Source organism: Nocardia sp. JCM 34519.1 (genome assembly GCF_020361265.1).
Classification (GTDB): Bacteria; Actinomycetota; Actinomycetes; order Mycobacteriales; family Mycobacteriaceae; genus Nocardia; species Nocardia arthritidis_A.
In genome coordinates, this window is sequence record NZ_JAIRBR010000001.1 from 1,140,395 (window position 1) to 1,160,000 (window position 19,606).

16 protein-coding genes and 1 tRNA gene are annotated in these 19,606 nt (G+C 62.6%); 7 read left to right on the plus strand and 10 right to left on the minus strand.

The window, feature by feature from the left end; translation table 11 throughout:
- Positions 1 to 68 precede the first annotated feature (68 nt).
- The 7 genes from LGY53_RS05475 to LGY53_RS05505 form a co-directional block, all read right to left on the minus strand.
- Positions 69 to 416 (minus strand): hypothetical protein, encoded by a 348-nt coding sequence (locus tag LGY53_RS05475; protein ID WP_225725703.1) that lies wholly within the window; start codon positions 414 to 416, stop codon positions 69 to 71.
- Complete coding sequence (locus LGY53_RS05480) at positions 389 to 1,735, minus strand: hypothetical protein (RefSeq protein ID WP_225725511.1); 1,347 nt, start codon at positions 1,733 to 1,735, stop codon at positions 389 to 391. Before LGY53_RS05480 ends, LGY53_RS05475 begins: the two co-directional genes overlap by 28 nt.
- An 851-nt stretch (positions 1,736 to 2,586) precedes the next feature.
- The gene (locus LGY53_RS05485) at positions 2,587 to 3,411 is read right to left on the minus strand and encodes an SAM-dependent methyltransferase (protein ID WP_225725512.1); all 825 of its coding nucleotides are present in this window, start codon (positions 3,409 to 3,411) and stop codon (positions 2,587 to 2,589) included.
- 345 nt (positions 3,412 to 3,756) lie between these two features.
- Positions 3,757 to 4,236 carry a DNA-directed RNA polymerase subunit beta gene (locus LGY53_RS05490; protein WP_225725513.1) on the minus strand — a complete coding sequence of 160 codons (480 nt, stop codon included), beginning with the start codon at positions 4,234 to 4,236 and terminating at the stop codon, positions 3,757 to 3,759.
- Positions 4,237 to 4,402: 166 nt separating this feature from the next.
- Positions 4,403 to 4,918, minus strand: a complete 516-nt coding sequence (locus tag LGY53_RS05495) for a hypothetical protein (protein WP_225725514.1) — start codon at positions 4,916 to 4,918, stop codon at positions 4,403 to 4,405.
- A gap of 624 nt (positions 4,919 to 5,542) precedes the next feature.
- Positions 5,543 to 6,436 (minus strand): aminoglycoside phosphotransferase family protein, encoded by an 894-nt coding sequence (locus tag LGY53_RS05500; protein WP_225725515.1) that lies wholly within the window; start codon positions 6,434 to 6,436, stop codon positions 5,543 to 5,545.
- Between the two features lie 39 nt (positions 6,437 to 6,475).
- Entirely contained in the window at positions 6,476 to 7,849 is a 1,374-nt protein-coding gene (locus tag LGY53_RS05505) for a hypothetical protein (protein ID WP_225725516.1), read from the minus strand.
- A 513-nt stretch (positions 7,850 to 8,362) separates the two neighbouring features.
- On the opposite strand from LGY53_RS05505, the gene LGY53_RS05510 reads away from it, so the two are divergent.
- From LGY53_RS05510 to xerC, 7 genes are all read left to right on the plus strand, one after another.
- Positions 8,363 to 9,232: a helix-turn-helix transcriptional regulator gene (locus LGY53_RS05510; RefSeq protein ID WP_225725517.1), complete on the plus strand. Its 870-nt coding sequence runs from the start codon at positions 8,363 to 8,365 to the stop codon at positions 9,230 to 9,232.
- A complete protein-coding gene (locus LGY53_RS05515) occupies positions 9,229 to 9,600 on the plus strand; it encodes a DUF397 domain-containing protein (protein WP_225725518.1) in 372 nt (123 codons plus the stop codon). Before LGY53_RS05510 ends, LGY53_RS05515 begins: the two co-directional genes overlap by 4 nt.
- A gap of 248 nt (positions 9,601 to 9,848) precedes the next feature.
- Positions 9,849 to 10,643, plus strand: a complete 795-nt coding sequence (locus LGY53_RS05520) for a hypothetical protein (protein ID WP_225725519.1) — start codon at positions 9,849 to 9,851, stop codon at positions 10,641 to 10,643.
- Positions 10,644 to 11,013: 370 nt separating this feature from the next.
- Positions 11,014 to 11,853 carry a maleylpyruvate isomerase family mycothiol-dependent enzyme gene (locus tag LGY53_RS05525; RefSeq protein WP_225725520.1) on the plus strand — a complete coding sequence of 280 codons (840 nt, stop codon included), beginning with the start codon at positions 11,014 to 11,016 and terminating at the stop codon, positions 11,851 to 11,853.
- A gap of 680 nt (positions 11,854 to 12,533) precedes the next feature.
- On the plus strand, positions 12,534 to 14,837 hold the full coding sequence (locus tag LGY53_RS05530; protein ID WP_225725521.1) for an N-6 DNA methylase: 2,304 nt from the start codon (positions 12,534 to 12,536) through the stop codon (positions 14,835 to 14,837).
- Between the two features lie 833 nt (positions 14,838 to 15,670).
- Complete coding sequence (locus LGY53_RS05535; protein WP_225725522.1) at positions 15,671 to 15,922, plus strand: hypothetical protein; 252 nt, start codon at positions 15,671 to 15,673, stop codon at positions 15,920 to 15,922.
- A 263-nt stretch (positions 15,923 to 16,185) separates the two neighbouring features.
- Positions 16,186 to 17,253 carry a tyrosine recombinase XerC gene (gene xerC / locus LGY53_RS05540; RefSeq protein ID WP_225725523.1) on the plus strand — a complete coding sequence of 356 codons (1,068 nt, stop codon included), beginning with the start codon at positions 16,186 to 16,188 and terminating at the stop codon, positions 17,251 to 17,253.
- A 267-nt stretch (positions 17,254 to 17,520) separates the two neighbouring features.
- On the opposite strand, the gene LGY53_RS05545 is transcribed toward xerC, so the two are convergent.
- From LGY53_RS05545 to LGY53_RS05555, 3 genes are all read right to left on the minus strand, one after another.
- Positions 17,521 to 17,593: transfer RNA gene (locus tag LGY53_RS05545), tRNA-Ala, on the minus strand.
- 90 nt (positions 17,594 to 17,683) lie between these two features.
- Positions 17,684 to 18,718, minus strand: a complete 1,035-nt coding sequence (gene glpR / locus LGY53_RS05550; protein WP_225725524.1) for a gephyrin-like molybdotransferase receptor GlpR — start codon at positions 18,716 to 18,718, stop codon at positions 17,684 to 17,686.
- A gap of 226 nt (positions 18,719 to 18,944) precedes the next feature.
- On the minus strand, positions 18,945 to 19,595 hold the full coding sequence (locus LGY53_RS05555) for a GNAT family N-acetyltransferase (RefSeq protein WP_167478000.1): 651 nt from the start codon (positions 19,593 to 19,595) through the stop codon (positions 18,945 to 18,947).
- Positions 19,596 to 19,606 lie beyond the last annotated feature (11 nt).

A 19,606-nucleotide genomic window follows, 5' to 3' on the forward strand; every position in this document is an offset into this window, starting at 1 on the left:
CGCACTCATCTGCCGTTTGGACCGGCCCACCGCGGCCGAACCCGAACACACCAACATGCCCGCACCGATTACGTGGCATCGGCCGTGAGCATTGAGGGCTGGGTCGATGTCTGTGGTGCAACGGGGCTCAGGAGCGTCGACAGGGCGTTTGCCAGTGGCTCCAGCATTGTCGGTGTATGCGGCGGAGTCAGGTAAACGATCGCGAGTTCCGTGCCCGCCGCACCGAACGCCGCAACATTTGCGGCCGTATCCGCCGGGTCACCGGTGTACGGCACCTGGCTGGACAACAGGATCTCCGCCGGGTCGCCGTCGGGTGCGGCGTCGGCGTGACACCGCGCCGTTGCATCGGCCTTGCCACCGGATTCCGGTGGCAAGGCCTGGCTTTCGGCTATTTCGTGATCTTGCGCAATACCCATTCCGCGAGGGTCGGTGTCACCACCGAATGTTCGGAATTATTGATGTTGCAACAGAATTCGGTGAGGTCGGTGTCGCGTGCCGACAGGTTGCGGAGGTCCTTGTGCAGGTCGACCGGCCAGGTGAGTGGGTCGAATTTCAGCGCGACCGAGCTGACCGAGGGTACGAAACAACTCCAGCGTTTGTCCTCGGGCAGTTCGATCCCGAGCGCGGTGGCGACCTGGCCGAACGAATCCAGCGTGCCACCGGGTGCGCCGTCCAGTGCGGGCACCGCCGTCGTCGTCGAGCGACGCATGGTCAGGCCGAGGTGCATACCGCCGATCCGCTGCTGATCTCCCATGTCGGGCTGGTAGCGCGCGGTCGCGCTACCAACGAGGCCGCCGAGGAATTTCTTGTCGAAGACGACCTCGCCGGGCGGCAGTGCGGGCCCCTGCCCGTCGGCGCGGCCGTTGGCGACACCCAGTTTGGTGGGTTGCTGCGGGAAGCCGCCGAGCTGTTCCAGCTCCTGCAGGAACTGACCACGTAACGGTGACGCGGTGGCCACCGGGCCCGAATATTTCGAGTTTTCCACCCAGGCCCACAACAGCTGTTGGGCTGCCGGGCTGCGCAGCAGCGCCGCCTTACTCGGCTTGGTCGGGTCGGCCGCTTCGAAAGATTCGAAGAAGTGCGCCATCTGCTGCAGGATCAGCGGCACCCATGCCCCGTTGTGCGGTGAATCCCAGGACAGATAGGTCTCGGTCTGGTGATCCGCGTCGGGGTCTGCCTCCATCGCGGCCAAGGCGTACCGGGTGATCAGGCCGCCCATACTCACCCCGCCGGTGATGAGTTTGGCCTGGCCTGAGCGTTCGGATTTGACCTTCTCGATGCACGCCCGCGCCACACCGGCGTTGACCTGGATGTAATCGTGCCGAGTGTCGAAGCCGAGCAGCACGATATCGATGCCCGCGGCCAGCAGCTGGTCGAACAACCGCTCGCCCGCGTCGGAGTAGGGCTCGTTGAACCACTGCCACAGCCCGTCGAGATCGCTGCGGCCGTAGTTGAATCCGTCGGCGAAGATCATCGGGCGGATCAGCCGCTCATGACCGTTGCCCAGGTAGACCGCAGCCGTGCCTTTACCATATTTCCCCAGGTAGGGATGCTCGGAGACGAGTGGCCATTCGAAATCCGGTGGCCGGACCGGCTCATTCGATCTGGCGGTCGGCATACCGAACCACGGCCCGGCCTCGGCCATCCTGGCCAATTCGTACAGTCCTGGGGCCGCCAAATCTCCCGCCGCCTTCTGCGGCGCCATCGCGACATCAATCCTGGCTTCTTGCGCCATCGTCGTTCCCCTTTGTGATTGCACAGAACAAACCCGAAATAGACGGGTTGAACACAACTGATGGGTTCGTGCGAAACAGGCTCCGGCAACGCCGTCGGAACATCCTGTGAGGGCGAATTGCATGTGAGTTCTACTGTAGGGCAACGAAATTCGGTACGGACGCATTTCGGCTCAGAAGAGTACGAGCGCACGATTCAGTACCGACTGGCCCGTCACGGTGAGCTTCGCGCGCGCTGCCTCCGCGGCCCCCGGAACGGGTCGGGTGTCAGGTCGCTCGGCCGGTGTACCGGCACGCCGCACGCTCGCATCGCCGCCGCAATCGCCTCGGCGGGAGATGTTCACCGACGAGGACCGGCGCTGGCAGCTTGCGCGGCGCCTGCTCACCGACGATAGCGTCGCCACCGCCGACCGGGCTCATGCCGCGACTCGCGGGTTTATGGGCCGCCGGTATGGACGCGAAGGCGGCACTCCTCGCACCGGGTGCTGCCTCGGCTCGACAAACTAGTGATGGCTGGTTTGTTGCTGTTACACATATCTGGCCGCGAGTGGGGAGCTTCTTGACCGCACTAACTGGCCGTCCTCGGGGGATTCCAACTGGCCGCTGACACGATAGGGAGCTGCCGGCACCCGGGCGGCAATCCAACAGTCGATCTCGCGCACCAAAGCTGCACACCGCGAGTCGATTTCATCCACTGTCTCGCGGCCTGTCAGCGTGGCTCGTTCCGTGGCCGGCCATCTCCTATGCGGGTCAGCCAGCTCCGCTGCTCAACCCAGGACCGGGGTGGTCATCAGCGGCCGACCCCTACATGCTTGTAGGAGTTGGTTTTTCGGTAGGACCGCGGCGCTCGTCATCACCTCGGCGCCGAACTGCTTACGCGGCGGGCGATGCCGCTGAGGATCGCGAGGCGGGTGATGGGCAGGTCGGGGTCGAGCCAGTCCTGAACGGGCGCTATACCCGGGTGGAGGAGTTCGAAGCCATCGACGAGCTGCGTCACCTCGGTAGTGGTGCGGTATCGGATTTGGGCGCTGCTACCGGCGGTGTCGGTCGTGGTTTGGTCGATGAGGGACTGGGCGCTTTCGCTCCAGGCGTGGGTGAACACGAGATAGCTGCCAGGGGCCATTGCGCTGCGGAATCGGGCGATGATCGCGGCGGGATGCTCGTCGTCCATCACGTAGTGCAGGACACCGACGAGCAGCATCGCAACCGGTTCCGACCAGTCGATTGCGGCCGTGCTCCGGCAGCGTTCGATGACATCGTCGGGATGGCGTACGTCAGCGAGTAACGCCGTGACGCCGGATCGCCCTGAGGTCGCCGCGGTGCAGTGTGCGTAGACGACGGGGTCGTAGTCGAGGCAGGCAACGACCGCGGAGGGCTGGATCTTTTGCGCGGTCTCGTGGACGTTGGGCTGGATCGGGATGCCGGTGCCGATGTCGACGAACTGCCGAATACCGTTCTCGGCGGCCAATTGCACTGCCTTCAACAGGAATTGGCGGCTGAACCAGGCCATCGTCCTGGTGTCGGGCGCGTTGGCGAGCATGCGGTGGGCGACGAGCTGGTCGATCTCGTAGTTGTCTTTGCCGCCGAGTAGATAGTTGTAGATCCGGGCCGCGTTCGGTTTGGACGAATCCACACCGATCGGAACCCGCCCACGGGCGTTCCCCGCGGTAGCGTTCATGGGGCCGCCACCTCGAACCGCCGGAAAATGAACCGGGCTAAATCGACCGCGGCGGCAACCACCAGTTCGTGCCCAGCCGGACGACGGTGGAAGCACCGCAAAACGAGCATGTCCGGCAACGCGGGCGCGGCCGCAAGACGTCTGACCAATTCGGGTTCCTACCATGTCATTTCGGGTATTCGGATCAGAATTTCAGCGCGCCGATTGAATTCGATTGCGCAGTAATGCATTTCGTTCGATCGGCGTCATTCTCAATGTCAGGGCGAGACGAGCAGTTCCGGGTGGAGTCATCGATCTGACCCATCCGAATCAACAGGAACCACCCCCGAAAACAACCGGCCATGGTCACGGCGAACCCGCGGTCCTGTCATTCGGTAAGCGGGCGCATTTGCGCACATATTCCATAACAATGGCGCCGGAAGGGCGGAACGTATCGAGCGGCGGCACCACCCATCTGCGGCGTCCACTGAGGTCGTCAGCCGGAGATGGTAAGACTATTTCTCCACCGACCGGAGCAACGGATACGTTGATGCGAAACGTCTCTGCGAATAGTCTTATGTCTTCGGTCGACAGGTCAGGGCGAACCAGGAATGTCCAGCGGCCAGATTTCGAATGCGAGACAATCGGCCCCAGCGTGCGGCGATTGTGCCGCATGGCGTCCTGTACGCGCGTGCCCAATTCGGCTGGCATGGCGATTGCGCCGACGACACCCGCCCGGACAATGATTCGATCGAATTCAGCATCTATACCAGCAGGAATGCCGCATATATTTCGATAATATGCACACCGGGATCGGGTTGTGTCGGACAACTGCGAGTCATCCATGAGCGCCACACTCTCTCCGGTATTGCCTACTCGCATGAACGAGCTCTGCCGCAAGTTTGAAACGGGTGGGCTCATTCATTACATCTACCGTTCGGCGGTCATTGACAAGGCTTTCATGCCCTGCACAGATGTCTCGCTTACTTGTTTCACGATCCACAAACATGACTCAGCTCCAATCGGTTTCCGGAAGGTATGTCGGCAAATCGCAGGTGCCCGCTTCCAAACCGCGTACGAGGTCGTTGTACGCCTGGACCAGCTCAGCCAGCCGACGCCACATCGGATGGATCTCTGAAACCGGTAGCTGCTCAGAGCATTTCGCTGCCCGGGCGATCCACGCCACCAGCTCCCCCATCGAGACCGGCGCCATCGTCGCCCCGCCTACGGCGCGCGGCATGGTGCGCGCGATCCAGTCGTTCACCTCGTCGATGATCTTGCTCGCACGCTGCCGAATATCAGCTGGGAGAGGGCCGTCGCCGAGCCGCGCGTAGAGCACACCGAGCCGGTACGCCCACCGCGCTAAATCAGGATCGGTTTCAACCTCCCACGACCGATGGAGTGCAGCGAGCAGCACATTTGCCCGCGGCAGCAAACCGATCGACGACGTCTTCGAATCGGATGGGCATGGGGCCGTTACCGGCGAACCCGTGAGGAGGGAATACGCATCCGGCAACATGCCGATCACCCCAGTGGAACCCAGCAACCGGGCGTGCGAGCCGGACCCGGAATATCGCAGTCCACTTCCAGCTGGCTGGCCAGTTGCCGAGGTGTAAGGCCAAGCAGTTCAGCCCCGTTCCTCACTTCCGACCAATCGGAGTCGGCAAGGTTCGGTGCACTGCACAGAATCATCGCGGCCTGTACGGCTGCCGACGCGACCTCCGTCGAGACCGTTCTTCCGGGCAACCACGGCAACGTGAAGTAATTTCCCCCGACCCACCACGCCGAGAGCATCCTGTCGGCGCCTGGCACTAGCTGCATCGCTATCACCCCTGCTGGCCTCGGTTATCCGAGGAGTCGGCCGTTTGGACCACCGCGGTTCCGGCACCGCGGCGTTGTCGCCCAGCGCCGACGACCAGGTGCGAATAAAGATCGTTGGCGTCGCGTCGACAATGACAACCGCAGAGCCACACAACAATCCGCCTACACCTCAGCGCACTGCGTATGACCTGCAAGCATGTATCGAGTCAAGCGCCGATACAGGAGGGATCTCAACGGCACGAATTTACGTCGGATACTGCATGGACCCGATCGGCGAATACGGCATGTGCGGCAAGGAAATACAACACGCCAGCCGTAAAGCCCTGGGCTGCTACTGATACCGCTGCCACAGTGCCGCCGTGCGCCCCGATCGGAGTGTCGCCAGCCGGTGAGCATGCTGAGCAGCCACGTCCGGGCGTTCGCCCAAATCGGGCAGGACGCTGGTCACCATGATCAGTTCGCGGATACGAGCGAGCACCGGCCAGTACGGCTCATCGCGAACATCGAAGCCGTAGGCGCCGACGAACTGGCGATAGAAGCTGGCGCGGTTGAATCGCGTGGCCCCAACTGCCTGCGGAACCAAATCCCATGCGAGCGGGCCGATTCCAGTCTCATCGAGATCACACAGCACGACCCGGCCATCCTCGTCCAACAGCAGATTTCCGATGTGCGGGTCGCCGTGAATGACACCCATCGGCATCGCACCCTTTGATGCCATGTAATCCTGCTCGGTCGCGAGCCATTGGTCACGAAGCCACGCGAGGTCACCGGACGAAATGGATGAATCGGCGCCGGCCACTCGACGCCGAGCCGTTTCGAACGGATTCCATGCAGGTACCGACTCATCGGGAACAAGGTGATGGAGCGCTCGTAGCGGGCTGGCCAGATCCTGTGCGGTCCAATCTTCCTTCACCGGCAGCTCGTGCCAGAACGTCACCGTGTATCGCTCACCGATATGAACCGGCTGATCACCTTCGACCAGCTGCGCTATCGGTGCGTTGCGGTCCACCAGCCATCGCGCGACTTCAACCAACCGCTGCCCGCGGGCATGTCCGACATCTCCGGACCCAACTCGTACGATGACGGGCGCCGCCAGTCGATAGACGGCGTTGACGGTGTACTTGATCAGTTCTGCCCCGTCCGCGGCCAAATTCATCTGCGCACAGGCATCCACCACCGCCGCATGCAATTCCGCAGCACGGCGCGGCGAGAGTTCGGTCGCCACTTCGCCATCCTAGTTCGCCCGCGAGCCGCGCCACCGCCCTTAACTCATCAATACTCTTGGGGCGGGCAATGCGAGCTGGTCGACCTGGTAGCAGATTTCCCGGACATCGGTGTGTTTCCGAAAAGCTTGTGCACCAACGCTCATCGTGCGCAGTCGATCCACGACGCGAGCACTGAGCACCTCGCCGGTAAGGGCGAGCGCCATATCGGCAGAGGCGACGGCAGAACCGATGTCGCCGAGCCGGAACAGGCAAGCCGCCGCGGTGGTGTGGTCAAATGCCAGACTGCGGATCGGTCGGTCATCGGCCGACGACCCGAGCGAATCCGTAGCTCGCTGCAAGGCGTGAATCGTGTACTGCTGCGCGATTTTCGGATCGTCAGACGCCAGCGCCAACTCGTTGAAGATGACCGACGTGAGGCCAGCCTGTTCACCCGCAGTGAAGAAGACTTCGTTCCAGGGATCCATATCCGTCGCACCGACTTGGCTGATCTCGTGCTCAGCCCTGGCCAACGAATCGTGCATCTGCCGCCGATTCCCCATCATCGCGTGCGCCCACGCGACATTGGTGTGCAGCCGCGCAGATTCGCCCGCATTCGACGCGTCCTGCGCGGATATCTGACCGAGCTGGAACATCCGCAACGCCTCACGTGGCCTACGCTCGGCCAGACTCATCCGTCCCAGTACGTACAAGATCGATGCGGTCAGGCTGTCCGCACCCACGCTTCGCGCATACGACAGCGCAAGGGTGAGATAGCTCCGAGCGAAACCGTGCTCGCCGATATCGTGATAAGCCCAGCCAATCAAGCGTGCAAGATCCGCCAACGCAATCGACATCGGTACGGCTGTCGTCTCATCCTCACAACGACCCAGCAGACCTCGGCTCCAATTCAGCAAGCCCGATGCGGAATCGACAACAGACAGACCACCGTGTCGCTGATCGAGGCCACGGAGGCTCGCGGTGACTCGTTGAACGAATTCGACGTCCGCCATCCCGACTTTGCCTGGAACCGGTACGTGCCCAGAGCCTTTGGGAAACCAGGGCACCAATTCGGCTGTCAGACCTACTGTCGCCGCAGCAGCGATTGCTGCGAGGAACCTTCGACGATCTGCCTCCACCACAGCCAGCACATCGGGCATCAAATGGTTCGGTATGCAGTCGCCGTCGAATTCGTCATCCTGCTCCGCGGCCATAGCTTCCGGGGTAGGCGCACCGAGCTCACGAAGCGTGACCGCGTAGTCGGGACCGGGCTGCTGGACCGCCCCGCATTCCCAGCGGGACACATGCTGCTGCTCGCAGGAAAGTTTGAGGCCCAACTCGGCGCCCTTGCTGTTCAGCGCGGCGGCGAACTCCTGCTGATTCAGCTTCAGAACGTCTTTCCGATAGGCACGCAGCCGACCGCCCCAAGCAGACACCCGATGAGCCGGGCCTGTCCTCGTCATCAGTCCGCCCCCAGCAGAGCACAACGGGATTCACTGCACCAATCGTTCGCCTGAGAACCGCAGTGCCGCAGCCGATGGGAAGACGCGCCTGACAACTGCATGGGAAGCCGTAATCCCTGATACCGCAGGAGTTCTCGCGACACCGATCTGGTTATGGGCCCGCCGTTCTCGACTATCAAGGATCCATCTCCCAAGCCAATCCGAATTGCTGAGCCATTGGAGATCCAGTTCGAGCTCATGTGCCACACGCTTCCGTCGATCCGTCACCGGCCGCGCACCAAGCAGCTTGCGCTTCCGGCGAACGACCATGCCTCCGTCCGCCGGAAGCAACCCGACGAGGCACCGTCCATGGAGTGGCGCCGCATAGGCTATTTCATGACCACTGTGATGAGTACCATACCGACTATATTTTAGAACTCAATCCCCTCAGCGCGGCGGTGAACGCAGATGCACGATCAAGCTCCGAGCGACAGTCAGGAGATTCCGATGCCGACTTCACCCATCGTTGCCCGGTGGGAGCTGGCCCTACGTCTTCGTCAACGACGCGAGGAGCTCGGCCTCAGCCCTGCCTCGATCACCAAGAAGCTCGGCCTGTCGCCGGCATATCTCTCGCACATCGAGAACGAGCGCAACTTGATGTCCGAGGACAAGCTCCGGCCTCTTCTCGACGTGCTGGACATCGACATGTCGGAGCAAGAGGAACTCCTCGCGCTGCACGCCATCGCCAAGGGCCGTGGTTGGTGGAACCGATACACAGCAACCTTCGGCACTGAGCTCATCCGCCTGTTCGGCCTCGAATACGGCGCCCACACCATTCGCGTCTTCGAAAGCGTGGCGATACCCGGGTTGCTCCAGTGCCCCGAATACGTTCGGGCGCTTATGAACTCGCCGTTCGGAGTTCGTTCACCGGTTCAGGCTGATCAACAAGCCGAGGCCCGGCTGCGCAGACAGGAACGACTGACAAGCAGCGAGCCGCTCCACTTCACCGCGATCCTCAACCAGGCCGCCCTACTTCAGCAGCCTTGGGGGCCGGACATCCGGCGAGCGCAGCTGCGTCACCTGATCGCGCTCAGCAAGGAGCATCCCGACACAATCGACATCCGCGTGCTGCCGTTCGACTCGCCTGCATGCCTATCACTCGGCGGCAGCAGCATCTACCTGATCGACTTCACCAGTCCCCGGCTGCCGACCCTGGCATGGTCCGAGAACGGGGCCCGCGGCCAGATCATCGAAGATGCGATGCAGGTACGCGAACTGAACCACCTCTACACCAGCGTGTTCGCCGTAGCGCCGAGTCGAGCGGAGTCCCTCGCACTGATTGAAAGAGTAGAAGGTCAGATAGGATCGAATACGTGAGCGATAGGCAGATCTCCATTCGCAGTTCGTGGTTCAAGTCGTCTTTCTCCAAGGACGCCGCCACCTGCGTCGAGATCCGCTTCAACGGCGAGACCGTGCTCATCCGCGATAGCAAGTACGACCCGACTTGCGAGTCGACACCACAACCGATCATCTCGGTGCCAGCCAGCGTGTGGCCACAGTTCACGGCGTACGCCCTCGGTCATCGGTCACCGAAGTTGGACGCTCTACCGTCGATCACGGTGCACCCGGATGGCGGCGCGACCATCAGCTCAGTTGACGGAATCTCGCTTACCTACACGTCTTTCGAGTGGGCCGCCTTTATCGCTGCCGTCGAGGCGGGAGAATTCGCGCTGATCGCCGCCTGATCGCCCGATCGCCTGTAGTGTCTCAAAACTCGTAGCGGAATCTCAGAATGTTTGGCGGTGGGTGGCGGATCCGCCACGGTTTTGAGACTCCGGTCCTGTGCGGACGGTTGGCGAATGATCTGCGCCAGTTGCGGTCCAGGCGAAAGAATTCCAGGACGCGGTTCAGCTGGATGTGGCCGGTCCGCTACACGGATGTGGCGAGCCGATCGGCGATCATCTGCTGCCGTCTGCCGTGTCAACATCATGGTATGTCGCAAATCCCTGGAGGCAGGACACCTTTCGACGACATCTACGACCGGCCCGACCCGCGTGAGTTCTTCAGCGTGCTCGGCCGGTTCGACTACCAGACCCCGCATCACGCCCAACCGGTGTTCCGCCGTTTGGTCATCGAGCGTCACCGATCGCGACCGGTGACGGTGGTGGATCTGTGCTGCTCATACGGCATCAACGCCGCACTACTCAACCACCACCTGACCCTTGCAGACCTCTACGCCCACTACACCTCCCCAGCGGTATCCGAGCTGGACACAGCCGAGTTGATCGCGCACGACAAGGACTTCTACGCCGCCCGTCGCCGTGACGATGCCGTGCCGGTGGTCGGTCTGGACATCGCCGCTTCCGCGATCGACTACGCGCTGGCCGTGGGCCTGCTCGACGCCGGTTTCACCGAGAACCTGGAGACCAGCACCGCATCCACGACCCTGCTGCGCACGGTCGGCGAAGCCGGATTGATCACCGTGACTGGTGGCGCGAGCTTCCTGACCGGCCGCACATTCCACCAATTACTGCGCGCCGCAAACGAACCGATGTGGGTCGCCGCGTTCGTGCTGCGCACCGGCTCCTATCGGCCCATCGCCGACGCTCTGGCCGAATACGGATTGATCACCGAGGCCGACCCGGGGCATACCGTCGCTCAGCGTCGATTCACCGACCTCGACGAACAGCGCTACGCCCTCGCCGCTGTTACCGCGACCGGTGCCGACCCCTCCGGAAAGGAAACCGACGGCTACTACCACACCACGTTGCATCTGTCCCGACCCTAGGACCCGGCTATGCCCACACCAGGTACTGAAGGCTCGAAGAACCGCCACGGATCTGAGACTGAAGGCCGTGGCGGTTCTGCGACAAGACGAGTAAAGCCCCAGGTCGGGAGAACTGCACTCCGCCACAACTTTCCGGACCCTACATCGGCCCCAAGTGCACACGGCAGACTTCACCAGGTTCACGTGTCCTGTGACAGTCAATCGTGCTCTGTGCGAATGAATCTTGCTCATGCTGATGGTTCTGCCACCGCAGTTTGCGCGTTGTCTTGATCGTATCGAGCGGGACACTGGCCGCTGCTGCGCAGTGCGGCGGCCGGTCATCCGGTGGAGGCGAAGAATTCCGCCGAGGATCTGTTGTCCTGGTGAGCCGGTGGTGGCGGCCAGCTCCGGGACTGACCATTGCGACGGGCGGCAACTGCAGGAAGAATCCGGACGAGACTGCGGCAAAAGCTGTTTCGGGAGGGACCGGATGATCAACGTAGATCCGTTCGACGGCTTGGCCGCCGAGTACCAACAGGTGGACCAGGTGCTGGCTGCGTTGAAGCCGCACGAGTGGAGCGCACGGTCGGCGGCGGCCGGATGGACGGTCGCGGACACGGTGCTGCATCTGGCTCAGACTGAGGAGTTCGCCTTGGCATCGGTCCGCGGGACCGACGCGGATATCCCGCGGCGCAATGGGCTCTCGGTCGACGAAGCAATGGACCGCCTGGTCGTGGCCGAGCGCGGGGCCTCGGGAACCGAACTGCTACAGCGCTGGCGGCAGGCATCGGCCGCGACGCTGGCCGGGCTGCGTGCCTGTCCGGAGGGTGCCCGACTGCACTGGGTCACCGTTCCGTTGTCATCGCGCACGCTGGCTGCGACCCGCGTCGCCGAGCACTGGGCTCACCTGCTGGACATCACAGAACCGCTCGGCATGAAATATCCGGACAGTGACCGGCTTTGGCTCATCGCCCGCCTCGCCCACCGCACTCTGCCGTATGCCCTTGCCTCGTCCGGCACGGAGGGTGGTCCGGTGCGCTGCGAACTCGTCGGTCCCGACGGCGACTTGTGGCTCTTCGGCGACGAAACCGCCGATTCGGTGATTCGCGGCTCCGCGGGCGAGTTCTGCCGCGTCGGCGCGCAACGCCTTAAACCCGAGGATACCGGCCTCATCACGCAGGGCCCGCATGCTGCGAAGGCTCTGCAATTGGTCCGTAACTACGCGCTCTGAACAACAGACCCCGACGCCATCGACCTTCGTTCAGCGAACGGCAACGCCCACGACAACGAGCAAGATCCAATGGCGAACCCACCCGATCCCAGGGCTTTCCGGCACCGTAGACCACCGCCCGGCGGGCCATCCAAAATTCCTCACCGCAGGTCAAGGCACCCATCTCAAGGACGATTCACTGTCACAGAACACAGAATGTCTGGCCATAGCTTGACCAGTTGGCCACAGTTTTGAGATTTCGCTTCCTGCTCCGGCGCAGGAACGGAGACTCTCGGACTCCTCGGTCGAACAGGTGTCGGGCGTGGTCGTCGCCGAACACGCGCTCCATGGCGTCTCCAGAAAGATGGCAGTTGTTTCGCCAGTACCTAGTGCTACCGATCTTCGCACCTTCCCCAGGTTTTGGGTCGTATCGACCTGACTGACCCTAGCCGATCAGGCTGATGAGCACTGACGGTGCGCACCGATACGTCCACACGGGTCAACATCTGCAATCAGCGCATCAGCGCCCTCGAGCTGCTGATATTGCATTGATTAGCGGCGGAGTGGACAGAAATTGGACCAGCATGCGCACACACTCCGGTCGCATACTGATAACCCCCTTATTGCGACCGTGTCGATCGAGGTCTACGGTCGGCTACGCCGCGCGTAGGTCGCTCGGCTTTCCGGGGAAGCGAGGAAGCATGATCGACGAGTTCATCTCGCGGGCAAGGCTCGCCAAGCTGGCGGGTGTACAGCGGCCCACCGTCACGACCTGGGCCAAGCGTCACTCGGACTTCCCCAAAGCAACGACCGGGTCGAACGACCTGAGACTAAACGATGCGATCGCCTGGCTCGACAAGCGCCCGATACCAGCGAAGGAGCTTGCGGCAGATGAGCCCGATGGGTGTACCTACGGCGAACGTGTGCGGCGACGCCAGCGGGCTGAAGCTGAGCAAGCGCGGCCAAAGATTCCGGAGTGGAAAGACGGGCCAGAAAGCGGACAGGCGCTTGGCGCCCTGCTCGGAGATCTGGCATCTGCGATCCGCGGTGAAGTTGGCTCGCAAGCCGACTATCTGACCTTCATATTGAGCCTCATCTTCTTACTCCGCTGCGGAGATGTGCAGGAGTCCGACCTGTTTTCTGACCGGTACGACTACAGAGCCGAAGATCAGATGCAGCGACTTGCCGGGTTGATAGATCAGACATTACGTCGGTACGCCATCGCGCCGGGCATGGGCGGCGCATTCGAAAGACTGCGCCCACGCGACACCCACTATGTCAATGTGGTGATCACGCTATGCGGTCAAATAGGCAGTGGGGCTTTCCGCTATCTAATGGACCGTTACATGGCCGAGGCCGGAAGTACCAGTGGGGAGTTCTATACCCCACGGGACGCGGCGCGCTTGCTCGCCGATCTGCTTATCGGAGGTAATGAGACAAATAAGGCGGCCGGACGAGTTCATGACCCATATCTTCGCGGAGGGGAGTTATTACTCGAGGCAAGCGCACGCCTACAACCGAACACCGATCAACCACTCTCAGGCGAGACGCCGAACCCAGATGCCTGGCGGCTTGCTGGAATGAATCTCGCTTTGCACGGGCAAATCGCCGAAATCAGGCTGAGTAGCCCTACACCATGGGAGGCTGAACCCGATTCTGATACATCCTTCGACTTTGTCTTAATGAATCCTCCTTTTAACCAACGCCAGCAGCAGGGCTGGTACTACAACCTTCGCCGGTGGCCGTTCGCTGAGCCGCCACGGCACAACGACAATTACGCCTGGCTACAGCTCGCCGTAGACCGGCTTTCGCAAGAGGGAAGAGCAGGAGTCGTCATGCCCAGCAGCGCTGGCGCGACTGCGGACAAAGCTGAGCATTATATTCGACAGCAGATGATTGAACAAGGCGCCGTCGAAGCTATCATCGCACTTCCACCGCAATTATTCCCGTCAACCGATATTGCAGTATCTATCTGGATTTTGCGAAAATCTACAGGACAGCCAGGAACCGTGTTGCTTATCGACGCGACCTCCATGGGCAGAAGACTCAGGACGGGGCAGGGCGGCCCCGCGCAACGACTGACCGAAGCCGCACTCGATATAATCCCGAAGGTTTTTCATCAGCGCCATCTGTTCACTCATGGTGACATACAGCCATTGAGCGATGGCGGTCGCGCAATGGCTGTAGAGATCGACACGTTGCGTCGTAAGGATTATTCTTTGAATCCGTCCGACTACCTTGATGTACCCAAAGCTCGCTCCGTCCGCCGTGCGCCCAGCGCCGCTCAGAAACAGCTTGCTCGATTGCATCAACTGCGCTCCCAACTCTCTCTCCTGGATTCGCAGCTGATGGACCTCACGTCAGTTGTGCAGCCAACCCCCGAAGGCACCCGAGCACAAGATTGGACATCGCGTAGTCTCTCCGAACTTTGCGAGATCCAAGCAGGTCCGTCCTACACACGGCTCGGGATCAAAGAGCGTGACGATCGAGGGACCGTGCCGATTGTGATGCCTCGGCACCTGCGAGATCGTCGAGTGGACGCTTCTGACGCCGAGAAAACAACGGACGACCGCGCACACCACCTCGACAAATTTCGTCTGCGCGAAAATGACCTTCTCTGCGTGCGATCCGGAGCAATGAGTGAACCGGCAATCGTCGACGACACACAGGCAGGCTGGCTGTTCGGTGCGAATCTGTTCAGGCTGCGCGTAGCTGACCCGAACATTATCGACCCTCGGTACTTGTTGGGTTTCCTCACCCTTTCCACCACTAAGCAGTGGATCCGTAGGCGGGCCGAAACCAACGTCGTCCCGACCATCAGCACACGGATGCTCGGTGAGCTCATCGTGACCGTACCCCCTATCAAAGTGCAGCGTCGGATCAGTGCCGCGCTGCTGATCCTCGACCAGCAGATCACGGTCCATCGCGAGTACATCGAAGCTGCGACCAGCGCGCGCACGGCATTCGCCGACGAGCTGATGACAGGTACATCGACGCTGCAATGACTTCCGAAGATCTTGAAGTACGCGACAACCAGAAACCGATCGTGGGAACGACCACCGGCTGGTTGGCCCCGCGGACCCTGTCCGGCACTCTCGGGATCGGCGGGCCAGTCGCGCTCGCCTCCTCCGGAGCACCCTGGTGGGTTGTTCTGCTTGTTACCACTCTTGCGCTGGTAGTCACTCTAGTGTTGGGCGCACTGACGCTGATCGTGCCAGTCATTGAGTCCAGCCTGCCGCAGAACTCAGACCATCGCCTTACCTGGTGGCAAAACTGGCGCTCCTCCACGCTCGCGCCGATCAATGAGACAGACGGCAACTCGAAATCGTCCACCCCCTCATCGTCGGTTCTTAGGTCGACGACTCGCCGTCCACCAGCCTTGCCCGTCAAGCGACGGAAACCCGGTCGCGAATGTGGCCGAGTACCCGAACCGACCGCCAAATGCCCCGAGGCTCGGCCTGATAACCACTCGCGCCATAACAAACAGTCACCTCGGCGATCTGATCGAAGACCATCTGGGGTCACCAACGGCGGTGCGCCCAGCGGTCGATCGCCAGCAGAACCACCCAAATCGAGCGAAGAGTAGACCCTGAGCCCGGAGGCAGTCGGTTCGCACTAAGGGCTAATATTAGTTCTATAATAGGCACCTTGGGCCGCAGCGGATCGGACCCACTACCCCTCGTGCCATAGGGCGGCCTTAACGCGTCCTCGCGGGCGTAGACACGGTTCCATGTACTATATAAGCTCTAATATTAGAGTCCAAGCGAAGTAACGAAATGGAGGTGGTACCGGAGGCTCACCCACACCGGAGCCGGTACCAGTTCGATTGGAGGCTCACATGACCACCGAGTCCAACCCCGAGCCGGATCGACAGTGGGCGCGCACGGAGGATGCTGCGGCCCACATCTGCTTCGATCCCGAAGTTCTTCGGCGGTGGAACCGGGAACGGCACAAGCATCCGTGGCTCCCGAAACCCCGACGAGTTGGCAACTCCCTTCGCTGGGATCTACGCGAACTCGACGAAGCAATCGACTCGCTGATCGACGATGACCTTGCGGCCGATACGGACAACCCCCACGAAAGCGCGTAGTGGAGCGCGGTCGTCCTCCCCGCAAGATCGGCGTCCCAGGGAAGGTGCACCTGACCGAGCTTGTGCCAGGCCGACATTGGGAGGCACTGGTTCGAGTGCGAGATGCGACCGGGAAACGTCGTCCGATCAAACGCGTTTCACCCCCGAAGTACGACTCCCGCGGGCGATACATCCCCGATCGCGACGGAACACGCGCTACGGAGGCGGTACTCGCTGCTGCGGCCGAAGTCCGACCACGGACGGGTAGCGAACTCAGTCCGACGATGACCGTTCGCCAGCTATGGACGGTCTACCGGGAATATTTGGTCAAACAGAAGCGCGCGAAGAACACTCTCGACCGCTATGACGTTGCAGCCGAGCTCTTCAGCGAAGAATTCGGCAGCCGCCGACTGTGTGAGGTGACGACTTCGACGGTCGAGGACTACCTGGAGTTGGTCGCGCATCGGAAGGGGCCGTCGTCCGGAATTACGGCACGCACCGTGCTCTCCGGAATGTTTCGGTTCGCGGTACGCAAGGATGCGCTGGCGGTGAACCCGGCCCGAGAAGCCGAGATGGCCAAAAACGTTGCGCCCAAAGGCCGAACCGGCGGCGCCCGTCAGATCACCGTCGACGAGCTTCGGTTCATTCTCACCGCCGTCCGAACCTCGCAGCTTCCATGTCCTCGTTTGCTTTCGAAGAAGGAGCGGGAACGAGCCAATCCGCTCAAGCGGTACCAGCCGCCTACTGTCGCCGCGTTCTGCGAGACCGCCGATCTGGCCGATTGGGTTGCTCTGCTCGCGGCCACCGGTTTACGGCGGAGCCAGTTACTCGGATTGCTTTGGACCGATATCGATCTCGACGCCGGGACACTCGAAACGACTGGCAAAGTCATCCGCGTCACCGGCGAGGGTTTGGTCCGTGTCGAGGAGGACAACGATCCCAAGAACCGCAAAGGTCGAATCGCGTTGCCCGACTTCGCGATCGAGGTCCTCAAATTGCGCAAGGAGGCCCTGGCCGAGCGAAGGAAGACCAAACCACCCGATCCGAAGGTCGAAGTCCCTGATCTGGTATTCCCTTCGCAGAACTGGACCCTACGCGACCCGAACAATGTGCAGCACGAATGGCAACGCGTTCGTGAGGCGCTGGGGATCCCCGACGACATCACGGCACACAGTTTCCGCAAAGCCATCGCGACAATCCTTGACGACGCCGGCCTGTCGGCACGCATCACCGCCGACCAACTCGGCCACGCCGACATATCAATGGCACACCGGCACTACATGGCCCGAGGCCGAGCTCACACCGAGGCAGCCGAAGCCATCAATCACGCGGTTACCGGCAGCCGCACTTGAAACGTCCCCTCGGTGCTTGACCTTCGTCCGCATCGTCTGTGTCAGACGCCAACCACGACGTCGAAGGGCCGGGCTCCGCATCGGTGAAATTGATCATCGCAACAGACGTTGGAACCGTACTGACTGTCCAGCCAAGTTGGACCAAGCTGCCCAACGCAGTCTCGGCTCGGTCGACACGCCCGACGGATTAGTCAACCTTTAGTGAACCCTCGGAACCCCGTGGTACAAATCAGGCCCGGCAGATACCGGGCCTGAGCAGCAACTTTGTGGAGCTAAGGGGAATCGAACCCCTGACCTTCTCGATGCGAACGAGACGCGCTACCAACTGCGCTATAGCCCCGTGCGGCTCCGGGGAACCGCGCTGTGCAACTGTAGCAAACACCGACCGCGGATTCCGAATCGGCCTGTTTACCTGCGGTTTCAGCCGGGGTTAGGCGCCGGCGGCGCGGCGCATTTCGCCGCCGGCGGCGCGGGTGCGGACGGCGCGGGCGGTGGCGGGGTCGAAGGGGTCGAGGTGTTCGAACATGGGGTCTTCGTCGTCGGGTTCGAGGAGGACGGAGCGGCGGCGTAGGGCTCGGGCGGTATCTCGGTCCATGAGGTCGGGTGGGCGGTGTTCGGCGCGGCGGGGGGCGGGTGCTTCGCCCAGTTGTTGGGCGCGGCTGAGGCGGGCGGCGCGGCGGCGGCGGATGTCCTCTTCCATGCGTACCTGTTTGCGCAGGTAGGCCAGGTAGGTGACGAGGATCAGGGTGGCGGCGCCGCAGCCCCACCACAGCAGTGGGGTGACGGCGATGGCGACGCCGCCGCAGCTGAGGGCGGCGAGGATGAGGGCGAGGACGGCGCGCTGGCGGAAGGTGTAGCGGGCGGCGCGGGCGATGGCGTCGGCTTCCGGGTCGAAGCCGCCGCGGCCGCGCCGGCTGGGCACGAATTCGTCTTCGTCGAATTCGTCGTCGCCGGAATAGTTTTCGGGCTCGTCGCGGACGCGGGCGGGGGCGGCCGACCGCGCCGGTGGTATCCGGGCCCGCGCGGGTTCGGGTTCGTCGACGAACGAATCCACCTCGTCATCATCGACCGATTCGTCGGCGTCCGTGGGGTGTTCGGCTTTCCCGGCCGGTTCGGCCACCTCGTGTTCGTGGGAATCGGTTGTGTCCGATCCGGTTTCGGCGCCTGCGGTTTCGTCGTCAGCCTCGGTGACGGGCTCTTCGGCCGGTGTCGTCATCCGATCCTCCGCATCATCGCTATGGGTAAACCTTCTCTGCGCTCGGGTCGGCCGATAGTCCGGGTCGCTTTCGTGCCCGGCGGCAGGCCCTTTCTTGGCACGCCGTTTGGAGCCGCCGCGGTGCAGTACCCGGGTGGCCAGTGCGGCGTCGGTGGTTTGCCGGATCCTCGGATGCCGGTCGGCGAGGATGGGGAACAGGACGAAGACCCAGAGCACGACCAGGCCGATCCACAGGATCGAATTAGGCATCGTGTCCGCACCTCCGTCCCCGCCTGGATTGTCCGTACGGCCTGTTCGTTTATCGCGTTCCGCCCCCGTTGCGTCTCACAGGCTCGCCATCGATGGCGCAGGACGCACCACCGACGTCCGTAGGTTAATTCGGCGTGGCGGCAGTTTCCGGCAGGCGCGCCGTGCACATGCGCCACACCCGTCACATTTCCACCATAACCGCGGCGCGCCTTGGCAATCGGGCGCGTCACGGCCGGGTGGCGCGACCCTCGCGAACGAGCCGGTCCAGCACGGTGCCGGTGACCTCCTCGACGGTCATGCCGACCAGCAGGTGATCGCGCCACGCACCGTCCACGTCGAGGTAGCGGCGCAGCAGCCCCTCCTCCCGGAAACCGACATTGCGCAATACCGCTTGGCTGGCCAGGTTTTCCGGCCGCACGGTGGCCTCCACCCGATGCAATCCGACGGGACCGAAGCAGTGGTCGAGCCCCAGCGCGAGCGCGGCCGTCGCGACCCCCTGACCGCCGACTTCCTTTGCCACCCAATACCCGATCCACGCCGAACGCAGTGCGCCGCGCACGATGTTCCCGATCGTCAGCTGCCCGCTGAACACCCCGTCCACCTCGATCACCAGCGGAATCATCGCGCCGCGCCGGGCCTCGGCCTTCAGACTCGACCACAGCGACGGCCAGTTGGACGCGTGGTTGCGCGCCTCCCACGTGCCGCGGCCGGTGGGTTCCCACGGCTCCAGATGTTCCCTGTCGCGCAAGCGAATCCGGCTCCAGGTCGCGGCGTCGCGCAGCCGCACGGGACGCAAGGTCACCTGGCCGGCGGCGACATGGGCCGGGCCGAGCCGCGCGGGCCAGCCGGGATGCTGGGTGACCCGGAAGACGTTCATCGCGTCCACGC